Origin of the sequence: Pseudomonas sp. (assembly GCF_036404235.1) — a bacterium.
Taxonomy (GTDB): Bacteria; Pseudomonadota; Gammaproteobacteria; order Pseudomonadales; family Pseudomonadaceae; genus Aquipseudomonas.
Genome location: NZ_DASWOT010000147.1, coordinates 1 through 21,486, shown reverse-complemented (window position 1 = coordinate 21,486; position 21,486 = coordinate 1). Strand labels below are relative to the sequence as shown.

The window sequence follows — 21,486 nt, the reverse complement described above, 5'->3', positions numbered from 1 at the left end:
ATTGAAGGAATGATCAGCAATGCAGCAGCCTGCGTCGGCAACATAGCCAGGCCCAACATGCCCATGGCAACGGTGGGCAACCCCATGCCGATCATACCCTTCACTGTTCCTGCCAGCAGGAATGCAACCAGCACCAGCGCTGACAAGCTCCAGCCGATATGTTGATAAAGCGCGAAGAATGTATTCATGAGGCAACTTTGCCTACATCCGCTCGGGTTGAAAATCTGCCATATACTGATCCAGCCTCAGTCTGAGACAGAGTCTAACCACTGCAGCCGTTGTAGAAGCACGCGTGCTCGCGAGGCGGTTGGCACTTCACAGGCCGTTTCGCGAACTACTTCGCTCCTACCGACAACCCAGGGCCACAGCCATGCACTTCGACCTGATCGACCTCAAGCTTTTCCTGCGGGTTCTGGAAAGCGGCAACATCACCGCCGGTGCCGCGCAGAGTCATCTGTCGCTGGCCTCTGCAAGCGCACGCATTCGCGGGCTGGAATCATCGCTGGGCATCCCGCTGCTCGACCGTGGCCGACGTGGGGTCACGCCGACGTCAGCGGGCAAGGCGCTCGCTCAACATGCGCGGCTGATCCTGCAGCAAGTTGAGCGCATGCAGGTTGATCTCACCGATTACGCACAAGGCTTCAAAGGCCAAATCCGCCTCTTGTGCAACACCTCGGCACTGAGCGAATACCTGCCGGAGTTGCTCGCCGAGTTTCTGGTGTCACACCCCAATATCGACATCAACCTGGAAGAACACCCAAGCCTGCGCATCCTGCATGCGGTTCGCCATGGGACGGCGGACATTGGAATCATTTCCGACGCGGTTGACGCCAGTGACCTGCAAACCCAACCGTTTCGCCCAGATCCGCTGACGCTGATCGCACCGCTCGATCATCCACTGGCCCATCACGACAACCTGCGTTTCACGCAAAGCCTGGATTACGAATTCGTAGGTTTGGGCATCGCCAGCGCCATGGCGATCTATCTCGAAGAACAAGCCCTGCATGCCGGTCGACGGCTGAAAATCCGCGTGCGCGCAGAGAGCTACGACGGTGTGATGCGCATGGTCGTGGGCGGCGCAGGACTGGGCATCGTGCCGCAAGCGGCGATCAACCGATTTCAGGATTCGACCCGGTTCAAGAGCCTGCCACTGAGCGATCCTTGGGCTGATCGCGAGCTGTTGCTGTGCGCCCCGGATTTCAATGCACTGCCCAGTTATGCGCAAGCGCTGGTCAAGGCTCTGAGCCTGCCGACAGCGCTTCTGGATACCTCAACGTCGAGTCCAGACAACTGACCACAGCGAGAGCACCCTAAGGTGTGCGAGCGCAATTTTTGCCTCTCATCTGGAGCTGTCATGCCTAAGCCGATTACCGTCCTTCGTGATACCACGCCACTGCCCGTCGTCGACGCCTGCAAATGGGAACGCATCGAAGGTGAACCGCACACCGTCAACCTCAACGCCTACACCAGCGAAGACGGCAGCAAGATCATGGGCACCTGGATCTGCACTCCCGGCAAATGGCGGGTCGAATACGTGAAGTGGGAATACTGCGATTTCCGCGAAGGCTATTGCATCATCACCCCGGACGGCATGGAGCCCATTCACCTGCGCGCGGGCGATATCTTCGTCGTCGAGCCGGGCATGAAGGGCACCTGGGAAGTGGTCGAGACCGTTCGCAAGTATTTCGTTTTTGCCTGATCGGACGTCGCGTTACCTGCAATGCGCTTGCGTCCGCGACCTTGTGTCCGTGACACCGATCGCGGGCGCCGCGCAGGTTCGGGGTCATGCCTTCTTGAGATACCCCTCGACAATCGCCGAGAAATCCTTGCCGCCATCGCCTCGCAAACTCATGGCCTGATACAGCTGCTGAGCGATAGCACCGAGGATAACCGGCTGATGCGCGACCTTTGCCGCCTCGGTCGCCAAGCCCAAATCCTTGAGCATCAACTCGGCACCGAAGCCGCCGGTGTAACCGCGTGAAGCAGGCGCGGTTTCAACGATGCCGGGCCAGGGATTGTAGATTTCCGAACTCCAGCAGCGTCCGGTCGAGCTGTTGATCACACCCGCGAGCACGTGAGTGTCGATGCCCAGGCTGTTACCCAGCGCCATGGCCTCGGCGACGCCAATCATCGAGATCCCGAGCAACAGGTTGTTACATATCTTGGCGATCTGGCCGGTGCCAATGTCACCGCAATGGACGATGTTTTTGCCCATCTGCGCCAGTATCGGCTTCAGCGTGGCGAAGTGTTCATTACTGGCACCGACCATAAAGGTCAGCGTCCCGGCTTGCGCGCCGCCCGTTCCACCCGAAACAGGTGCATCGCCAAGCGTCACGCCGTGTTTGGCGGCCGCGGCTGCGACGTCACGAATCGTCTGCGGGTCGATGGTGCTGCAATCCACGGCCGGTATGCCGGCGGCGATGCCGGCCAGCACGCCATCGTCCCCCAGGTAAACACTGCGCACATGCGCCGCGGCCGGAAGCATGGTGATGACCAGTTCGGCGCCCTGAGCTGCATGTTTTGGCGACTCGGTGATCCGCCCACCCTGGCTGGCCAACTCGGCGAGCACGTCTTGATTAAGGTCGAAAAGATTAAGGTGATGACCGGCCTTGATCAGGTTTCGGGCCATCGGCGCGCCCATATTGCCCAGGCCGATGAATGCGATTTTCATTGTTGTTCTCCCTTCACGAATTGGCTGTATACGCCTGCCTCTGCAAGAGCGAACTTGTTCGTGAGACGTCCGGCCCGACACATCGCGTCGTATTTTCTCGCCAACAAGTTGGTTCGTCCTACAGAGTTCGGAGCTACTTCAGATTAATCGTCGTATTCACCCCGTCATTGACGCTGTCGTCATCGAACCACCGGCTGGTGACGGTCTTGGTCTGAGTGTAGAACTGCACCACCTGTTTGCCGTACGGGCCGAGATCACCGAGCTTGGAACCACGCGAACCGGTAAAGCTGAAAAACGGCACCGGCACTGGAATCGGGATGTTGATACCCACCTGACCGATGTCGATTTCACTCTGGAATTTACGCGCCGCCGCACCGCTCTGTGTGAACAGCCCAACGCCGTTGCCGAACGGGTTGGCATTGACCAGCGCAATCGCCTGATCAAGGGTGTCGACTTCCAGCACCACCAACACCGGACCGAAGATTTCCTGAGTGTAGATTTGCATCTCGGTGGTCACGCCGGTGAACAGCGTCGGGCCGATAAAGTTGCCCTCCTCATACCCCGGCACCGTGATGTCGCGACCGTCGAGTTCGAGCTTTGCGCCTTCTTTCACGCCGCTGTCGATCAGGCCCAGAATCCGCTGTTTGGCACGCCTGGAAATCACCGGCCCGACATCGGTGCCCGCCTCGCTGCCCGCGTTCACTTTCAGTTTCTGCGCCAACGCTTTGAGATCCGGCAACCATTGCTTGGCGGCGCCGACCAAGACCACCGCCGAGGTCGCCATGCAGCGCTGTCCGGCAGCCCCGAAACCGGCGCCGACCAAGGCGTTGAGGGTTTGTTCGCGATTGGCATCCGGCAGCACCACAGCGTGATTCTTCGCGCCCATCATCGACTACACACGCTTGCCATGTTTGCCCGCCAGGTCATACACGTGAGTGCCGACAGCGGTCGAACCGACAAACGAAACAGCCTTGATGTCTTTATGGGTGCAGATCGCGTCTACCACCTCCTTGCCGCCATGAACCACGTTGAGCACGCCTGCGGGGACGCCCGCCTCCACGGCCAGTTCAACCAGCAACATGGTCGACATCGGGTCCTGTTCGGACGGCTTGAGGACGAAGGTGTTACCGCAAGCGATGGCCATCGGGAACATCCACAACGGAATCATCGCCGGGAAGTTGAACGGCGTGATGCCCGCGCAGACCCCGATGGGCTGACGCAAGGTGTAGGTGTCCACGCCGCCAGCGACGTTTTCTGCGAATTCACCCATCTGCAACGTGCCAATGGAACAGGCGTGCTCGACCACTTCCAGCCCGCGAAAGATGTCGCCTTCAGCATCGGCAATGGTTTTGCCCTGTTCGGCGCTGAGCACCACGGCGATGCGTTTTGAGTGTTCACGAATCAACGCTTGAAGCTTGAGCATGATGCGCATGCGGGCGCCAATAGGCGTGTGGCGCCAGGTTGTGAACGCTGCTTGCGCGGCGGCGACCGCAGCATCGACTTCAGCAGTGGTGGCCAATGGCACCTGCGCCAGCACCTGCTGGGTGGCGGGGTTGATTACGTCGAGCCATTCGTTGGTTTGCGACTCGACCCATTGGCCGTTGATCAGCAGTTTCACGCGAGCCACTGTGGTGTTGTTTTTGTTCAATGAGGCGTTCATTTCAGCATTCTCCATTCATGGTGGCGGCCCGCTCGGACCGCCTGCAAATCAAATTTCAGGCAGCCCTGTGGCGCGGCGGATCGCGCTTCATCAGCGCCGTGCAGACCAGCGCAATCAGCGCCATGCCAATCAGGTAAACGATCACGTAATGCGGATTGCCCCCGCCCATCGCCAGTAGCTGCGTGGCGATCATTGGCGCGAACCCGCCGCCTAATACGCCAGCCAGTTGTACCGATACCGAGATGCCGCTATAGCGAATTTCCGCAGGGAATTGCCGGGCGAACAGCAGTGATTCCGGGGCGTACAGGATCGGAAAGACCACGCCGACTGCCAGCACCATCGCCCACCAGACGAGCTGTGGTTCACGGGTACCAAGCATGGCGAAAAACGGATAAACGAAGGCGCAGAGCAGCAAAAGCCCTGCGAAATACAGACGTTTCTGACCGACTCGGTCTGAAATCGCCCCACACAGCGGCATGGTAATCAGCGACAACGCAGCACCAGCCGTGATCGCGTTGAGCACGTCGCCGCGAGGGATTTGCAGCTGATTAGCCGCATAAGCCAACGCGAAGGTGACCGACATGTAGAACCAGGCATTCTCGGCAGTGCGGGCGCCAATGATCGTCAGGGTTTCCCTTGGGTGTTCGCGCAATACCTTGAACAGCGGGACTTTGACAGCAATCTTCTCTTGCTTGAGCTTTTCGAAATCGGGCGACTCCGGGACTTTCAGGCGGATCAGCCAGCCCACGCCCAGCAAGACGATGCTGGCCAGAAACGGCAGTCGCCAGCCCCAACTGAGCATGTCGGCTTCGGGCAGTTTCGCCACCAACCCCATGGCCAGCGACGCCAGCACCAACCCCGCGCCCACCCCGGTTTGCGGCAAGCTGCCATAGAAGCCTTTTCTGCCTTCTGGCGCATGTTCGACGGCCATCAACACCGCCCCACCCCACTCGCCGCCGACCGCCATCCCCTGTAGGAAGCGCATCGCGACCAGAATCACTGCGGCCCAATAACCGATCTGATCGTAGGTCGGAATCAAACCGATGATGATCGTCGGAATCCCCATCAGCATCAGAGTGAAAAGGAGCATCGACTTGCGGCCGATCTTGTCGCCAAAGTGACCGAACACCACACCACCCAACGGACGGCCGAGAAAGCCCACGGCATAAGTCGCGAACGCAGCGAGCACGCCGATGATCGGGTCCAGGGCGGGGAAAAATATCTTGTTGAAGATCAGGGCTGCGGCTGTGCCGTAGAGGAAAAAGTCATACCACTCGATGGTCGTCCCGGCCATGCTCGCGGCGCCGGCCAGACGATAGGATTTGGCTTTCGTTGCAGGGCTGGCGTCGAGTACGCCGGCGTCTGCGGTTATCGCGTTTTTCATAAACTCCTCCGCTTATTATTGTTGTGCAGGGTGTTATGGCATGTGGGTGGTGCGGTTTCTTTCAATACTTTCCGGGATCAGTTGTTTCTGAAGGTCTGTAGAAGCCAACTTGTTGGCGAGAATTTGTTCAGTGAGTCAGGTACGGCGCCTCGCGAACAAGTTCGCTCCTACAGGGAATCTGGCGGTTGGTTCAGGCCGTGTTTCGGAGTATAGATGTGCAAACTTCTAATAAGAACGCACATAAAAGCAGGTTCAACATGCAAAAAAACATCACCTCCCTGAACACGTTGAACTGGGACGATTTGAAGTTTTTCCTTGAAGTCGCACGCACCCGCAAAGCCAGCACAGCAGCCAAACGGCTCGCGGTTGATTACACCACGGTGTCGCGACGGATCAACTCACTGGAGGCCTCGCTCGGCACGTTGCTGTTTGAAAAGTCGCGCAATAACGGTTTCATCCTGACCGCCGAGGGCCAGCGTTTGCTGGGGTCTGCCGAGTCGATAGAAAGTACGCTGCACGTTGCCTGCGAACAGGTTTCAGGCTCCGGCGTGGCGTTGTCCGGGCATGTGCGTATGGGTTGCACCGAAGGGTTCGGCAGCTTTTTCGTCACCCCGCAGCTCACCCATTTCATCGACACCTACCCCGCCATCTCCGTGGACATTCTGCCGCTGCCGCACTTCATCAGCTTGTCCAAGCGCGAGGCCGATATCGTCATTGCACTTGAGCGCCCGGAGCACGGCCCTTACGTGTGCTGCAAGCTGTGCGACTACAACTTGCGGCTGTACGCGACGCAGGAATATCTGGACAACCATCCGCCGATCAAGCGCGTTGCAGACCTGGCCGAGCATCCATTCATCAGCTATGTCGACGACCTGGCGTTCAGTTCAGAGCTGCTTTACCTGAGCAACCTGCTGCCCGGCGCCCAAGCGCATCTGCGCAGCACCAGCGTCATCGCGCAATACGTGGCGGCATTGCAAGGACGGGGACTGGCGATTTTGCCGTGTTTTCTGGCGGCGCACGATGCGCGTTTGCTACCGGTGCTGGAGCAGGACGTGAACATCACGCGGCAGTTCTGGATGTACTGCCGAGAGGACCTGCGCAAACTTAAGCGGATTACGTTGTTGTGGGATTACATCCGCGAGGTGACCGAGCAGAACAAGGCATTTTTGCTGGGGGAGACGAAGGTGATGAGCTTTGTGGATTGAACAGATATCTGCAGCGCCTGCCTTCGCGGACAGCCAGCACCCCAAAAGAGATGCATGACTTGTTGGCGACGCTTGCCCGCGAAGAGGCCGATAAATTGGCAACACTCCAGCGCCGCAGACAACCCCTTCGCGGGCGAGCGGAACGCCGCCCGGCCTCGCTCCACGACTTCTTTCAGCCAAAACCCATCGCTACTCCGTCCATAGTTTAGAAATTTCTGAACTATGCATTTGAGCTTTCCTATTCTTCCCGCTCGTCGGTCGCCCCTAAGATCGCCTCTATTAAAGGAGCCAGTCCATAGAGACACGGCCCGAAGATTGCTTTTTTCCGATTGTCACTGCCGTTGTAGCCCGTTTCGGTTAGCGCCGTGGCGGGGCTGTGTCAGCCGTATAAAGGAATCTTTGGGGTCGTTCAATGAAACTGGAAATTTTCCGCACGCTGTGGGGCTATACCGCGAGCAAGGCACAGGCACTCGATGAGTTGCTGGAAGCCGGATTCGACGGCATGGAAGCACGCTTGCCCCTGGTCGCCACCGAGCGTGCCGAATTCGCTGCCTTTCTGCGCGCCAACAACGTCGGTTATATCAGCACAGTCTTCACCGCCTACGACGTGTTGCCGGAACAATCGGCGACAGTTGACGAGCACCTGATCGATCTCGATAAAAAGCTGGGCTGGGCGGCTGAGCTGTCCCCGCGCTTCGTCAACCTGCTGGCTGGCAATGACCGCTGGCAACTGGCGCAGCAGGTCGACTTCTTCGGCCGCGCCATGGAGGTCGCACGCAAACACGGGCAGATGGTCACCTTTGAAACCCATCGCGCACGCTCGCTGTTCAATCCGTGGGTCACCCTGGAACTGATTCGCCAGTTGCCGGATCTGCGTTTCACCAGTGACATCAGCCACTGGGTCGTCACGTGCGAGCGGTTGCTCAATGACCCGGCAGACGACCTCAGCGCGTTCGTTGAGCGCGTTCATCACATTCAGGCTCGGGTGGGTTACGACCAGGGCCCGCAAGTCCCGCATCCCGCTGCCCCCGAGTACGCCAAAGAGCTGGCTTTCCATCAGCAACACTGGGAGGCGATCTGGTGCTCGCAGCAGGCTCGCGGCTATCAGGTGAGTACGCTGACCCCAGAATTCGGTGCTGACGGTTATTTGCATCACCTGCCGTTCACCAACGTGCCGGTGGCCGATCTGTGGTCGCTGAACGTGTGGATGGCCAATGCCCAGCGTGAACATTTTCAACGCTTCACCCAGACAACAAGCCGATAAGGAGCGTTTCACCATGCCCGATCAAACTCAAGCCAAGCCCGATGGGATCGCCAACTTCAGTAGCATTCCGGTAGTGGATATCGCCGGGCTGTTCAGCGCCGACATCGACCAGCGCCGGGCCGTGGCCGATGAACTGGGCAAGGCCGCCCGCGAAGTCGGCTTTCTGTACGTCAAGAACCACGGTATTGACCCCGCATTGATCGACGGGCTGCGCCAAGCGGCCAAAGACCTGTTCGCGCAGCCCCTCGAATACAAGATGCAGCATTACATTGGCACCTCGCGCAGCCATAAGGGCTTCGTGCCAGAGGGCGAAGAGGTGTACGCCAAGGGCAAGCCGGACCACAAGGAGGCCTTCGACATTGGCTTTGAAGTGGGTGATGAAGACCCACTGGTCATCGCTAAAACCCCATTGATCGGCGCCAACGAGTGGCCGGACCTTCCTGGCTTTCGAGCTGCTGTCGAGGCGTACTACGCCGCCGTGTTTGCCCTCGGTCGTCGCCTGTTCGATGGCTTCGCACTGGCATTGGGCCTAGAAGAGGGCTATTTCGATGCACTCGTCACCCGTCCGCCTTCAAAACTGCGGCTGATTCATTATCCGTTCGACGACGCTGCGCAAGACGCGCCCGGTATTGGTGCGCACACCGACTACGAGTGCTTCACGATGTTGCTTGCCGACAAGCCAGGGCTTGAGGTGATGAACGATCAAGGTCAGTGGATCGACGCGCCGCCTGTGGAGGGCGCCTTCGTGGTCAACATCGGCGACATGCTGGAGGTGATGACCGCTGGTACGTTCGTTGCTACAGCTCATCGGGTGCGCACGGTCAGTGAAGAGCGTTATTCATTCCCGCTGTTTTACGCCTGCGACTTTCACACCCAGATCAAGCCGCTTGCTCAGTTCGAACAAGCGGGCAAGGATTACGAACAGATCACTATCGGCGAGCACATGTATGGCCAGGCACTACAGACCTATCAATACCTGCGTCGCAAAGTCGAAGCCGGGGAGATCAAGCTGTATGAGAAGGCGCGCAAGCCTTCGAGCTTCGGCCATCTGAAAAACCAGGCGCAAGAAGCGCTCTGATGGCGTGCCAGCTATTGATCAACAACACAACTCAAACCAACCATGCCCTACCTTCCTGACGTGGAGTCATCGACGATGCGCAACAAAATGAACACCGTTGTCCGCCTGACCGTGCTTGCCGCTGCCGTCCTCGGCGCCACTGTGGCCCATGCAGCTTCGACTGTGACGCCTGGGCAATTGAAGGTCGGCATGGAAATCACCTATCCACCGTTCGAGTCCTATGACGAGAAGAAAAACGTGGTCGGTTCCGATCCGGACTTGTCGCGCTTGCTCGCCAAGCACATGGACCTTAAAGCCGAGTTCGTCGACACCAAGTTCTCCAGCCTGATTCTCAGCCTGAACGCTGGTCACTACGACGCGATCATCTCGGGCATGTACATCACCCCAGAGCGTCAGACCCAGGCACAGACCATCGCCTACGCTAAAACCGGCGCGGCGATCATGGTGCTCAAAGACAGCCCCGTGAAGCCCAAAGTACCGGAAGATTTGTGCGGCCTGAAAGTCGGTCTGGAAAAAGGCACGACGTGGGTCGCGCAGTTCAACAAGCTGTCGACTGACTACTGCGTACCGAACAACAAGGGCACGATTTCGGTCAGCGAATTCCCGTCCGCCCCTGAGGTGACTCAGGCACTGTTGTCCGGCAACGTGCAGGCACAGGTAGAGATCGACGGCGCCGCCGGCATGATCGCCGAGCGCACCAAAGGTCGCGTGGTGGTCAGCACCGAGCACTCGATTTACCAACAGACCCTCGGCATTTACGTGAAGAAGGGCAACGACGAGCTGTATCAGGCATTGCTCAAAGCCTTCGACGAGACCAAAAAATCCGGTGAATACGCTGCCCTACTGAAAAAATACAACCTTGAAGAACCGGCTAACTGACAGGGCAACGCCTTCCCTGTAGGAGACAACGTGTTGGCGAGGCGTGGGTGAGTCCGGCCGACTTCTCGCCAATAAATTCGCTCCTACAGGCATTAATCCGTTGTCAGCGTAAACGCTGCGAAGTCCCTGTCCAGGCTGGCAGCTTGAGGTGTACATGCAATTTGAATGGTCTTACTTTTTTTCTCTGTTTTCGGTCTCGGACTTCTGGGAATCGTGCATCACGGTCATCGAGCTCAGCGCCCTTGGCTGGTTCATCGGCATGCTGCTGGGTTTCCTGCTGGCTTCGGCCAAACTCTCGACCACGCGCTGGGTCAGCGTGCCGGCATCGATTTATATCTGGTTCTTTCGCAGCGTCCCTCTGTTGGTACTGCTGGTATTCGTCTACAACCTGCCACAAATGTTCCCCTTCACCCGTGAGGTGCTGTCCAACCCCTTCTATTCCGGGCTGTTGGCGCTGGTCGTGACCGAAGCGGCGTACATGGCTGAAATCCACCGTGGTGGGCTGATTTCCGTGGCCAAGGGCCAGAAGGAAGCCGGACGCGCATTGGGTGTTGGCCTGATTGGCTTGCAGCGCCTGGTCGTGATCCCACAGGCGTTTCGGATTTCTCTGCCCACATTGATCAACGAATACATCACAGTCGTGAAACTGACCTCGCTGGTGTCAGTGATTTCCCTGACTGAACTGCTCACCGTGGGTCAGCGCCTCTATGCGCAAAACTTCCTGGTGATGGAAACCTTGTCAGCAGTGGCGGTGTACTACGTACTGATCGTGACCGTGTTCGGCTGGCTGTTTCATTGGCTCGAACAGCATCTGGAACTGAATAACCGTAAACCTCAAACACTGGATGACGTCAGCTTGCAGCGCCTGCGGTCGACACTGGTTGCACAACCTTCCACCGCCCTCCGTGCGCAACCGGGGCCCGGCGCGGCGCCTGCGCTGCAACTGGTCAACATCCACAAAAGCTACGGCCAGCACGAGGTGCTCAAAGGCATCAACCTGGACGTCAACGTCGGTCAGGTCATCTCCATCATTGGTCCATCAGGCTCAGGCAAGACCTCGCTGATTCGCACCGTGAACGGCCTGGAAAGCATCGACAAAGGCGAGATCATCCTGTTCGGCGAAGGCTTCATTCACGCAGGCGACAACCCGAACTCGCCGCAGATCCGTCGAGGCGTGCAGCGCATCGGCATGGTGTTTCAGAACTTCAACCTGTTCCCACACCGAACCATTCTAGACAACGTGACCCTTGCGCCGCGCTATCACGGTCGCGACAAAGCCGTCAGCGAACAACGCGCCTATGCCTTGCTGGACAAGGTCGGCTTGCTCGCCCATGCGCTGAAGTACCCGCATCAATTGTCAGGCGGCCAACAACAACGCGTGGCCATCGCCCGCGCATTGGCGATGGACCCACAGATCATGCTGTTCGACGAACCCACCTCGGCCCTGGACCCGGAACTGGTGGGCGACGTACTCAAGGTGATCGGCGACCTGGCCAAAGAGGGCATGACCATGCTCATCGTCACCCACGAAATGGACTTCGCCATGTCGATCTCTGACCGGGTGATTTTCATGGAGGACGGAGTGGTGCAGATGGATGCAGCGCCTGAGACCATTCGTGCGGCGCAAGCGGGTGAGCGGGTTCGTAAGTTTATGGGTATTGCGATTTGATTGGCCGTATCCGAAATCGAATCGCAGCCTTCGGCAGCGCCTACAACTGATCAGGCGCCACATTGAATATCGTTCAAGGGCGCGCCGTGACGGATGAGCAGGGGTGGGTAATTGTGTTCGAGGGTGCAGGGTGCAGCTCAATCTGTAGGAGCCAACACGTTGGTTCCTACAGACTGAACTCACCGACGACTTCTACAAATCCAACATCAACCCGCTCAGCCGCTTCACCTTGCGTCGCAACGCCTCCTCGAATACACCCTGCCTCGGTTCGATCAGGCTGAACCAGCTCTTCGCGCGGGTGATCCCGGTGTAGATCAGCTCTTTGGTCAATACCGGATTCAGTGCTTGCGGCAGGATCAATGCCGTGTGGGCAAACTCTGAGCCCTGCGACTTGTGAACCGTCATGGCGTACACCGTTTCCACATCATTCAACCGGCTCGGCAGTACAAAACGCACCCCGCCGCTACCGTCGTTACGCGGGAACGCCACACGCAAGGCTTGGCGCTGTTCCTCAGGCGCACCTTCTGGCAAACGCAACGCAATGCCGATGTCGCCATTCATCAACCCCAATCCATAGTCGTTGCGGGTCATCAAAACCGGGCGACCTTCGTACCATTGCTGCTCGCTCTCAATCAACCCCGCGCCAAACAGCGTCTGGGTGATGCGCTGATTCAAACCCTCAACACCCCATGGCCCCTTGCGCACGGCACAGAGCAACTGAAATTCGTCGAAGGCGTTCAGCACTGCACGAGCCCACTCGGTCCAGCGTGGATCTTCAAGGGTGGCGTTGGCATCAGGACGCTGCGCCGCAAGCACACCCAGATAATGCCGGTAACCTTGCGGGCCGTTGCCGTGACCATCGAGTAGCAGACGACTAAATTGGCGATCCTGCTCGCCCGTCAGGGCAAGAGAAAACAGATCTTTGTAACGACCGCTCGCCAACAATGCGCGGGCTTCGTGGTCCTGTTGTTGGTTGACCAGCGTCGCCAACTGCCCGATACCGCTACCCTGCACAAAACGACGTGAGTGACGCAGCATCACCACTTGTTGCGCCAAGGGATATTGAGCGTCGCTGCCGTGGGTCAGGCCGCTGTTGCTCAAATCCTCGCCGCTGACCGATTCCAGCCATGCCTGGGTTCGAGGGCTGTACAGCCCAGCTTCGGCATCACGACACAAATCCCCCAGCACGGCACCAGCCTCCACCGACGCGAGCTGATCCTTGTCACCGAGCAAAATCATGCGCGCATGCGGCGGCAAGGCGTCCAGCAAGTTGGCCATCATTTCCAGGTCGATCATCGAGGCTTCATCGACCACCAGCACGTCCAACGGCAGCGGATTACCCCGATGATGGCGAAAATGCCGAGTACCCGGACGGCTGCCCAACAGCCGGTGGACAGTGGTCACTTCGCTGGGGATTTTCTGCCGCACGGCGTCAGGCACTTTCAGTGATTGCACCTGATGGCTGATCGATTCGGTCAGGCGCGCGGCAGCTTTACCTGTGGGCGCCGCCAAGCGAATACGCAGCGGTTTTCCGCCTTCGACGGCCGGTGATTGCAGCAAGGCCAACAGGCGCACCACGGTGGTAGTTTTCCCGGTGCCGGGCCCGCCGGTGATGATACTGAAGGCGCCGCGCGTGGCGATGGCGCAGGCGAGTTTTTGCCAGTCGATCAGTGCGTCAGGCGTAGAACGAGCAACACCGAACAGCGCATCAAGCCGCTGCGCCAGATCGTCCGGCGCCGCTTCAACCTGGTTCAGGCGCAGGTGCAAGGCGGCGTCGATACGCCGCTCGTAAGTCCAATAGCGGCGCAAGTATAAGCGCCGATCTGACAGCACCAATGGCTTGGCTGCTGCAGTTTCGCTCGAATCACCGGCTTGAGCCACCAGGGTGCTGCTCGCCAGGGCCTGACACCACGCTGCCCCATCCAGCGCTATCAGCAATTGCGACGGTAGCAACATGGGCCCGGTCTGCGCGTCGCCTTCGGGGGGCAGCGACAGTGCGAAATCAGGCTCCTTGAGCGTTTCATACAGGTCCAGGCAGACGTGACCATGGCCCAACTGGTGGCTGGTCAATGCGGCAGCGAGCAACACCAATGAGTCGGCATTCGGGTCCAGCTCACTGAGAAACGCCACGAACGCCTTGTCCAGCGCACGCAACCAACCGCGCTCGACCCAACGCTCAAGCAACAGCAGCAGATCATCAACGCGAGCCAGCGGTTGCAGATCGGCCAGGCTTTGCGCGTCCAGCGGGGTGGGCAGCAAGTGGGCGAATGAGCGGCTCATGCGAGGTCTCCTGACAATACGTCTTCGTGGATTAGCGCCCGCCCCTGAAACAAGAGGTCGAGGCTTTCGATCAACTCACGCGGCGGACGAGTAAACCATGCGCCCTGGCTGGCCGAGCGACTGCCGCGCACGAACAGATATAACGCGCCACCCATGTGCAGGTCATAGTCATAATCGGCCAGACGCGCCTTGAGCTGACGATGCAGCGCAAGCAGATACAACACGTATTGCAGGTCGTAGCGATTGTCGAGGATTGAGTTTTCCATGGCCTGCTCGGTGTAGGCATCGTCATCCACACCCAGCCAATTGGATTTGTAATCGGCCACGTAGTAACGGCCCTGATGCTCGAACGTCAGGTCGATAAAGCCCTTGAACATACCGTTGAGCGAAACGGTTTCTGCCGCTGCACGCGGCGCGCCATCATGGGTGTAGCGTCGGACCAGTGCGTCCATCTGCGCCACGTCGACTTTGTTGCTGGCAAACCAGAACTCCATCTCGACGCGGTACTGATTAGGCTGATCCAGCTCGCTCAAAGCAATCGGCTGATCGTCCGATGCCAGGCGCAAGGGCATGGTCAGCAGGTGCTCCAGCCAGTCCGTCAATGTGACAATCCAACCCTCCCAGCCCCGCCGATTGCAGCGGCTGGCGATGGCATTTTTCAGCAACTTGGGATCTTTAGCAGCGACGGCAAACCCTTCGTTCCCTGCCCATTCCAGCAGGCCATGCAGGAAGGTGCCGGGGTTCGGTCCCCGTGGAAACCTGTGGATATCGCCGCCGCTGACCAACACGTCACGCGGCGCTTCAGGATCAAGACGCTCGTCGTCAAACAGCTTTTGCGCTTGCGGGCTGTCCGGCGACTGGTCACCGCTGTCAGTGATGGTGTCGCCGATGCGCAGCGCGCTGTAAGAGGCAATCCACCAGTTCTCTTTCGCGCTGCGCCGAGGCACCCGCAGCTTGGTCAACGCGGCCTCGTTGCGTGGTGCGATGAACATGTCTGCTGTCGGCTCTGGCACACGCTCGACATTCAGGGACGGGGCGCCTTTGCTCAACGCCTGCAGCCAGACGTTCAGCGACGCGGACTCGGTCAGCACAGCCCCGCCGCCGAGCAGATAACCCAGCGCCGAGCGATGCAGCGTCGAGCTATTGTTGTTGCCTCGCTTGAGGTCGGCGACGCCCAGCCAGCAAGCGTGGCGAGCACGCGTCAATGCCACGTAAAGCAGGCGCAAGTCCTCAGCCAGGCGTTCGTCGTCAGCTTGTTCAATCAGTGCAGCGGTCGGTTTCAAGCTGATCTGCGCGTGACCTTGAGCATCGTGAAAATGCAACGGCAATCGACTGCCATCCACCGGTTTCGACGAGCAAATGAACGGCAGGAAAACCAGCGGATATTCCAGCCCTTTGGACTTGTGGATGGTCACCACTTTGACCAGTTGCTCATCGCTTTCAAGACGCAGAATCTGGTCTTCGCCGGCTTGCCCGGACAGCGCCAAGTGCTCGCTCAAGTGGCGAATCAATGCCTGCTCGCCATCGAGCTCCGCTGCCGCTTGCTGCATCAATTCCGACAAGTGCAAAAGATTAGTCAGCACACGCTCGCCGTCGCTGCGCAGGATCAACGACTGCGGCAATTTGAAGTCATGCAGCAAACGCCGAAGCATCGGCAACACGCCTTGACTGCGCCAGATCGCGCGATAGCCGCGAAACTGCATCACCCGCGTTTCCCAGGCCAGTTCGTCCTGGTTCAGCAGTTCCAACTCTGCCAGTGGCAGGTCAAGGGTGATGCAGGCCAAGGCGGCGCGTAGCGTGCGTTCTGCGTCAGGTTCGGCGCAGGCTTTGAGCCAAGCCAGCAGGTCATGAGCCTCCTGTGCGGCGAACACCGAATCCTTGTCCGACAGGTAAACGCTGCGTACACCGCGTGCCGATAATTGGCCGCGAACGGCCTGCGCTTCTTTGCCATCACGCACCAGGATTGCGATGTCGGCAGGCAGCAGCCCTTGCAGCGGCTCGCCCGGACGCGCAAATCCGGCATTGCCCTGCTGGCCCGCATTCAGCAAGCGGACGATCTCGCTCGCACAACTGGCGGCCAACTGTTGACGGTAGAGCGTGCCTGAAACCGGCTGGTCACTTTCCAATTGCCAGATGTCGAGCGCTGCCATGGTCTGACCGTCGACTTGAAACTGCTCCTTTCGCCCTTGCGACGCCACCGAGACGAAGGGCACCGGGTTGGTGTCGCCATTGCGGAAAAGGAATGCGCCGCGCCCGGTGACGCTGGTTTCGGCGCGTGCAAACACATGATTCACCGCCTCGACCATGGCGTGACTGGAGCGAAAGTTGGTGTCCAGTGTGTGCCAGCGCCCCTGGGTGGCCTCCCGGGCGCGCAGATAGGTGTAGATATCAGCACCACGAAACGCATAGATCGCTTGTTTCGGATCGCCGATCAGGAACAGTCCGGTGTTTTCGTCGCTTCGTTCAAGGTCATAAATACTGTCGAAAATCCGATACTGGACCGGGTCGGTGTCTTGGAATTCGTCGATCAGCGCAACCGGAAACTGCTCGCGAATCAGGGTCGCCAAACGTTCGCCGCCGCTTCCTTTGAGGGCGGCATCCAGACGCAGCAGCATGTCGTCAAAGCCCATTTCCGCACGGCGGCGTTTCTCTTCTTCAAAGCGCACACCGACCCATTGGGCGGCGTGTTCGAGCACGGCGGCATCGGGTGTTGGCAGCGTATCGAGGGCGCCTTTCAGATCAGCCATCGCCTCGAACGCCGGGTGGGAAGGAGGCTCACTCTTCCAGACTTCGGCGATGCCCTCAGGCGTGAGGCGCTTGAATCCTGCGCCGATATCGAGCTTCTCCTGCTGCACATCTATCGCCCAGGCTTCCAGCTTTTCGAACCAGACCTTGAAATGAATCTCTTTGAATTTTGAGCCATTAATAGCCTTGGCTTTAACAGCGTCTAGGCAGAGCCTGTAAAGCTCGGGAGCCCAATTGGCCCATGGCGATTTGAGGACTTTCAGGGCCTCACGACGCTCGTTGATCGACTGCTCGATCAATTGCGCCGGGGTTTGTGCCACAGAAGGTCGATCACTGCCAAACAGTGCGCGGACACGCGGCAACAACGCATCGGGACCACCCCAGTTTGCGCGCACCCAATCCAGTGCGTCGCCACTCATGGGGTAGCAGAACTTGCGCCAGTAATCGCGCAGGACTTCGCCTAGCAGGTCGCTGTGATCGGTTTCCAGCGTCTGGGTGAACAGGCTGCCGCTGTCGAAGGCATGCTCGCGGAGCATGCGCTGACACCAACTGTGGATGGTCGAAACCGCAGCCTCGTCCATCCACTGCGCGGCGATGTCCAAACGGCTCGCACATGCGCTCCATTGCTCGGGTTCGAACTCACTTCTCAGGCTGGCGATGAGCGCGTCGGGGGCTTCGATTTCCTGACGGAAGACTCTTGCGGCTTCGGCCAGTCGGGTGCGGATTCGATCACGCAGCTCTTTAGTGGCGGCGTCGGTGAAGGTCACCACCAGAATCTGTGGCGGCAACAATTCGCGCCCAAAGCCTGACAGCTCGCCGCCATGACCGAGCACCAAGCGCAAGTACAGCGCTGAAATGGTGAAGGTCTTGCCAGTGCCTGCACTGGCTTCGATCAGTTGACTGCCCTTGAGGGGAAAGCTCAGGGCCAGCGGCCTGTTTGTTGATGTACTCATGCTCCGGCCTCCTCGCTGGACAGGGATTGCCAGGGCGCATCGAAAATCGGTTTGTAGAGCGTCTCACACCAACCGACGAACTCTTCACTGTCAAGCAACGCGTTGAAATCGGGAAACTGGCGAGCCAATGCGGTGCTTTCACTGCGCTCTCCATCGCTATTTTGGCCGTCGCCTTCATAGGCTTTACGTGCGGCGGTTTCTGCTTTTGTTTCGTCGCCCTGGCCGAGCCAGGCGAACGCAGTTTTTACCGCGACAGGCAACGGGCGTTGCATGCCAAGCTGCCAGGCAAGCAGCAGGTCATTGAGGGTATTGGCCGCTTGTGTTTTCTCCAGCGGCGGCAAGAGCAGTGTTTCATCACTGGCGACCAGGGCAGTGGTCAGCGGCAAATCGCATGCGCAGGCCACCAAATGGTTTACCCAAGGCCGAATGAGGCGATACCACTTACGCGCTTTCTTCCCACCAATAGCGTTGGGAATCGCCGTGATCGACAACAATTCCTGAGCTGCGTTTTGATGCAGGCCGTCGATCCAACCGTCGAGGGCAATGCCTTGATGCTGGTAAGTCACCGGCAGCGCACTGTGCAAACGCCCAGGCCAGCGAATCAGCAGTTCGTGATAGCGCCGCACAAGATCAGGCAAGGGCTCCATCAGTTCAGTCTGAAGGCTGGTCCCGAACCCTGCCATCGGCAGCAAACCACTGGCCTGCACGCGAATGGCCTGAGCCTGCAACGCTTGCTCGATGTGCCCCGGCTGAGTCAGCGCAGCTTGCAGCAGGCTATCGCTCAAACTATATCGCTGGAGTGCATCGAGCACGAAAGGCTCTTCGTCGGCGAGCGGTGCTTCGGCGACTTCGAAGAATACCTTCAAGCGCTGACTGAAGAAGTGTTTGACCGGATTGCGCAGGAAATCCTGCAATTGCATGAGGCTCAGCGGCTCCTCTTGATCGTGCTTTGTCAGTGGTGATTGCTCTGTTGTTGCAGTCGCGGTCTCATGCAATACCTGCCATTCGCGCGCATAACTGAAGAACTTTGGGCTCTCATGAAAGTATTTGGCGCTGAAGGGTTGCAGCGGATGCTCAACGGTCAGTTTGTGCAGCAACTGCTGGCCGGGATCGAGCTTCTTGTCGTTTTCTGGCTCTATGGCACCGCCTAGTTTCCAACCGCTGGACAAGTGATCGCGCAATTGACCGATCAGCACTGACGCCGGGCGTTCGGAATTGTCACGAATGCTGTGGCCGACCCAACTGATGTACAGCTGTTCTCGGGCAGATAAGAGAGCTTCGAGCAACAGGTAGCGGTCGTCTTCACGGCGAGAACGATCACCGGGGCGGTAGTCGCTGCCCATCAAATCGAAATCCAGCGGCGGTTGCGCACGCGGATAATCGCCGTCGTTCATGCCAAGCAGGCAAACCACTTTGAACGGGATCGCGCGCATCGGCATCAACGTGCAAAAGTTAACTGAGCCGGCGAGGAAGCGTTGCGAAAGGCGTCCCTGGTCAAGCCCGGCGAGCCATGCTTCGCGAACGACGGTAAGCGGCAGCTCTTCGTGCAAGCCGACCGACTCACAGGTTTCCAGCCAGGTTTCGCGCAGGGTTTCCAGTTGTCCGAGCAGGTAATCGTCGTGCTCGCTGTCGGCCATGAAGAACAGTTGCATGATCGCCTGCAAACGCTTGCCCCACACGTGGGGCTCGGCAGATTGTGACAGTTCGGTGTGGGCAACTTGCAGGGCGTCGATCAGTGACACCAGAGGACCGATCAGTGCAGCATCGAGGCCGCCAATTTCGTCATATGGCTCGATACCTTCGTAGGCCGAACCGGCACCGACGGCATAGCCAAGCAACATGCGGCGCAAGCCGAAGTGCCAACTGTTTTGCTCCAGGGATTCAGGCAATCCCAGCCCTGCGCGCTGTTGTGCGCTCAGCCCCCACCGTACCCCAGCGCCTTCAATCCAGCGGTGGAGGGTGGGCAAGTCGCGTTCGTTGATGCCGAATCGCGCTCTGAGCGCGGGGACGTCCAGCAGGTCAAGGATCTCGCTGACCGGAAAACGGCTGTCGGGAATTTTCAGCAGGTGTTCGACGGCGATCAATAGCGGCTCACGGCCCCGCTGCCCCTGGTCGGCAAGGGTGAAGGGAATAAAACGACGATCATCGCGCTCCAATTGCCCGAACACGGCACGAATGTGTGGCGCATAGCTGTCGATGTCCGGGACCATGACGATGATGTCACGGGGCCGCAAGGTTGGGTCGTTGCTGAAGCGTGCAAGCAATTGATCGTGAAGAATTTCGACTTCGCGCTGAGCGCTGTGGGCGACGTGGAAGCGAATCGAGCGATCCTGACGGGGATCGACAGCGGGCCACAGTTCGCGGGTTTCACTCAAGGGGCGCAGTTCGAGAATGTCGTCTTGTAACTGGTTGAGGATCGTTCGGGGATCGTTTTCGCTGAACAGGTCAATACGCCCATCCCTGAACGCCGAACGATAGTTGGTGGGGTCATCGTGACTGTCGAGCAGATTGATGTAGTCACGGCCCTGCTTTCCCCATGCTGCCAGCAAGGGATGGGCGTGCTGATGCAGCGCTTCGGGATTAAGTGCCAGGGGCATGCCGGGTTTTCGCGATTGTCGTTTGTATTCGTGTCGCAGCAAGTCCTTATCGGCCACGATGTCGGCCCAATGGTGGCGGCACGGATTGTGGACGCAGAGCAGCACCTGGCTGAATTTCGCCAATCCAGCCAAGGCTTCAAGGGCTTGTGCGGGCAGTGAAGAAATACCAAAAACAATGACACGTGCGGGCAGTCCTGGCGGCGCTTCGGTCATGTTTTTTACGCGGTCAATAAAACGCTGGTGTACGCCAGCGCGGCTTTGCGCCATGCCCTCTTGGCCTACATCCAACAGCAGCGCACGCCAGAGCTCGGCTTGCCAACAGTTCTCAGGCTTCAGCGGTTTGGCGTCGCCTCTAACGCTTCTGAGTTGATGGCGACCTGCGGCCCAATCTTCCAACCAATCGGCGCGGTAAACCTGGTATTGGTCAAAGAGATCGGCAAGGCGTTCGGACAATTGATAGCGTTTGCGAAGGTCCGTGTCTGCGGTCAGGAAACGCTGAAGCGGTTCGAAGTGTGGTTGGTGGATAAGCGTCGGCAGCAGACGCATGAGCCGCCAGGTCAGGGGAGCCTTGTCGAGCAGCGAAGTGATGGGGATTTCCTCGCGGCCCAGCACCAGTCGGTAAAGCTGCCACATGAAACTACCGGGTAATTGCACATCAACTGCCGCAGCAATTCCGCATCCACCCTGGTCATCGTCCTGGGCATCTTCGGCCAGAGCCATTTTCAGCCATTGGGCGATACCATTGCTCTGCACCAGAGCGATTTCATTCTCCAGCGGCGCCAATGGGTACCGCCGCATCCAGGAGACCACCAGACTGCGCAGCTCATCCAGTCGATTGCCATGTACCACCATGAAACCGGCGTTGAGGTTGGATGTGACTGGCATAACAGCTCCTTCGCCAATGAAATTCTTGGGGCGAAGTGTAACCTCGAAGGTCGTTTTCCGGGTTGTGATTGATGGCAGCGTCGAGCACTTTTCCGAGCGCATAAACAAACCCCCTCACCGCGTAAGCGATGAGGGGGCTCGGAATCAATCTTGACGATGACCTACTCTCACATGGGGAAACCCCACACTACCATCGGCGATGCATCGTTTCACTGC

The 21,486-nt window shown here is 58.7% G+C and carries 12 protein-coding genes and 2 pseudogenes; 7 read left to right on the top strand and 7 right to left on the bottom strand.

The window, feature by feature from the left end; genetic code table 11:
* Positions 1 to 188 (bottom strand): annotated as a pseudogene (locus tag VGC62_RS18365) (sulfite exporter TauE/SafE family protein); the annotation flags it as partial.
* Positions 189 to 370: 182 nt separating this feature from the next.
* Between VGC62_RS18365 and VGC62_RS18360 the strand changes: the two are divergent.
* Both VGC62_RS18360 and VGC62_RS18355 read left to right on the top strand, forming a co-directional pair.
* Positions 371 to 1,294 (top strand): LysR substrate-binding domain-containing protein, encoded by a 924-nt coding sequence (locus VGC62_RS18360; protein ID WP_331188502.1) that lies wholly within the window; start codon positions 371 to 373, stop codon positions 1,292 to 1,294.
* Between the two features lie 60 nt (positions 1,295 to 1,354).
* The gene (locus VGC62_RS18355; protein WP_331188501.1) at positions 1,355 to 1,699 is read left to right on the top strand and encodes a cupin domain-containing protein; all 345 of its coding nucleotides are present in this window, start codon (positions 1,355 to 1,357) and stop codon (positions 1,697 to 1,699) included.
* 84 nt (positions 1,700 to 1,783) lie between these two features.
* Here the strand turns inward: VGC62_RS18355 and mmsB are convergent, their stop codons facing one another.
* From mmsB to VGC62_RS18340, 3 genes and pseudogenes are all read right to left on the bottom strand, one after another.
* On the bottom strand, positions 1,784 to 2,671 hold the full coding sequence (gene mmsB, locus VGC62_RS18350; RefSeq protein WP_331188500.1) for a 3-hydroxyisobutyrate dehydrogenase: 888 nt from the start codon (positions 2,669 to 2,671) through the stop codon (positions 1,784 to 1,786).
* Between the two features lie 133 nt (positions 2,672 to 2,804).
* Positions 2,805 to 4,331, bottom strand: a pseudogene (locus tag VGC62_RS18345) (CoA-acylating methylmalonate-semialdehyde dehydrogenase).
* Positions 4,332 to 4,386: 55 nt separating this feature from the next.
* Positions 4,387 to 5,715 carry an MFS transporter gene (locus VGC62_RS18340; RefSeq protein WP_331188499.1) on the bottom strand — a complete coding sequence of 443 codons (1,329 nt, stop codon included), beginning with the start codon at positions 5,713 to 5,715 and terminating at the stop codon, positions 4,387 to 4,389.
* 257 nt (positions 5,716 to 5,972) lie between these two features.
* On the opposite strand from VGC62_RS18340, the gene VGC62_RS18335 reads away from it, so the two are divergent.
* The 5 genes from VGC62_RS18335 (at position 5,973) to VGC62_RS18315 (ending at position 11,810) form a co-directional block, all read left to right on the top strand.
* Positions 5,973 to 6,920: a LysR family transcriptional regulator gene (locus VGC62_RS18335; RefSeq protein WP_331188498.1), complete on the top strand. Its 948-nt coding sequence runs from the start codon at positions 5,973 to 5,975 to the stop codon at positions 6,918 to 6,920.
* Between the two features lie 412 nt (positions 6,921 to 7,332).
* Positions 7,333 to 8,184 carry a sugar phosphate isomerase/epimerase family protein gene (locus VGC62_RS18330; RefSeq protein WP_331188497.1) on the top strand — a complete coding sequence of 284 codons (852 nt, stop codon included), beginning with the start codon at positions 7,333 to 7,335 and terminating at the stop codon, positions 8,182 to 8,184.
* A gap of 13 nt (positions 8,185 to 8,197) precedes the next feature.
* Positions 8,198 to 9,262, top strand: a complete 1,065-nt coding sequence (locus VGC62_RS18325; RefSeq protein ID WP_331188496.1) for an isopenicillin N synthase family dioxygenase — start codon at positions 8,198 to 8,200, stop codon at positions 9,260 to 9,262.
* A 75-nt stretch (positions 9,263 to 9,337) separates the two neighbouring features.
* A complete protein-coding gene (locus VGC62_RS18320; protein ID WP_331188495.1) occupies positions 9,338 to 10,141 on the top strand; it encodes an ABC transporter substrate-binding protein in 804 nt (267 codons plus the stop codon).
* Between the two features lie 154 nt (positions 10,142 to 10,295).
* On the top strand, positions 10,296 to 11,810 hold the full coding sequence (locus VGC62_RS18315) for an amino acid ABC transporter permease/ATP-binding protein (RefSeq protein ID WP_331188494.1): 1,515 nt from the start codon (positions 10,296 to 10,298) through the stop codon (positions 11,808 to 11,810).
* A gap of 192 nt (positions 11,811 to 12,002) precedes the next feature.
* Here VGC62_RS18315 and recD read toward each other — a convergent pair whose 3' ends face one another.
* Genes recD through recC form a run of 3 tightly spaced genes read right to left on the bottom strand, consistent with a single transcriptional unit; the run spans position 12,003 to position 21,270 of the window.
* Positions 12,003 to 14,090, bottom strand: coding sequence for an exodeoxyribonuclease V subunit alpha (gene recD / locus VGC62_RS18310; RefSeq protein WP_331188493.1), 2,088 nt, complete (start codon positions 14,088 to 14,090; stop codon positions 12,003 to 12,005).
* Positions 14,087 to 17,788, bottom strand: coding sequence for an exodeoxyribonuclease V subunit beta (gene recB, locus VGC62_RS18305; RefSeq protein WP_331188492.1), 3,702 nt, complete (start codon positions 17,786 to 17,788; stop codon positions 14,087 to 14,089). The genes recD and recB overlap by 4 nt, the downstream gene beginning before the upstream one ends.
* On the bottom strand, positions 17,785 to 21,270 hold the full coding sequence (gene recC / locus VGC62_RS18300) for an exodeoxyribonuclease V subunit gamma (protein WP_331188491.1): 3,486 nt from the start codon (positions 21,268 to 21,270) through the stop codon (positions 17,785 to 17,787). The genes recB and recC overlap by 4 nt, the downstream gene beginning before the upstream one ends.
* Between the last annotated feature and the right edge of the window lie 216 nt (positions 21,271 to 21,486).

What these genes read in the sequence shown, in the direction of transcription:
- VGC62_RS18325 (WP_331188496.1), top strand. Translation starts at nt 8,198, where the DNA reads ATGCCCGATCAAACTCAAGCCAAGCCCGATGGGATCGCCAACTTCAGT.
- VGC62_RS18360 (WP_331188502.1), top strand. Translation starts at nt 371, where the DNA reads ATGCACTTCGACCTGATCGACCTCAAGCTTTTCCTGCGGGTTCTGGAA.
- VGC62_RS18315 (WP_331188494.1), top strand. Translation starts at nt 10,296, where the DNA reads ATGCAATTTGAATGGTCTTACTTTTTTTCTCTGTTTTCGGTCTCGGAC.
- VGC62_RS18330 (WP_331188497.1), top strand. Translation starts at nt 7,333, where the DNA reads ATGAAACTGGAAATTTTCCGCACGCTGTGGGGCTATACCGCGAGCAAG.
- mmsB (WP_331188500.1), bottom strand. Translation starts at nt 2,671, where the DNA reads ATGAAAATCGCATTCATCGGCCTGGGCAATATGGGCGCGCCGATGGCC.
- VGC62_RS18335 (WP_331188498.1), top strand. Translation starts at nt 5,973, where the DNA reads ATGCAAAAAAACATCACCTCCCTGAACACGTTGAACTGGGACGATTTG.
- recD (WP_331188493.1), bottom strand. Translation starts at nt 14,090, where the DNA reads ATGAGCCGCTCATTCGCCCACTTGCTGCCCACCCCGCTGGACGCGCAA.
- recB (WP_331188492.1), bottom strand. Translation starts at nt 17,788, where the DNA reads ATGAGTACATCAACAAACAGGCCGCTGGCCCTGAGCTTTCCCCTCAAG.
- VGC62_RS18355 (WP_331188501.1), top strand. Translation starts at nt 1,355, where the DNA reads ATGCCTAAGCCGATTACCGTCCTTCGTGATACCACGCCACTGCCCGTC.
- recC (WP_331188491.1), bottom strand. Translation starts at nt 21,270, where the DNA reads ATGCCAGTCACATCCAACCTCAACGCCGGTTTCATGGTGGTACATGGC.
- VGC62_RS18340 (WP_331188499.1), bottom strand. Translation starts at nt 5,715, where the DNA reads ATGAAAAACGCGATAACCGCAGACGCCGGCGTACTCGACGCCAGCCCT.
- VGC62_RS18320 (WP_331188495.1), top strand. Translation starts at nt 9,338, where the DNA reads ATGCGCAACAAAATGAACACCGTTGTCCGCCTGACCGTGCTTGCCGCT.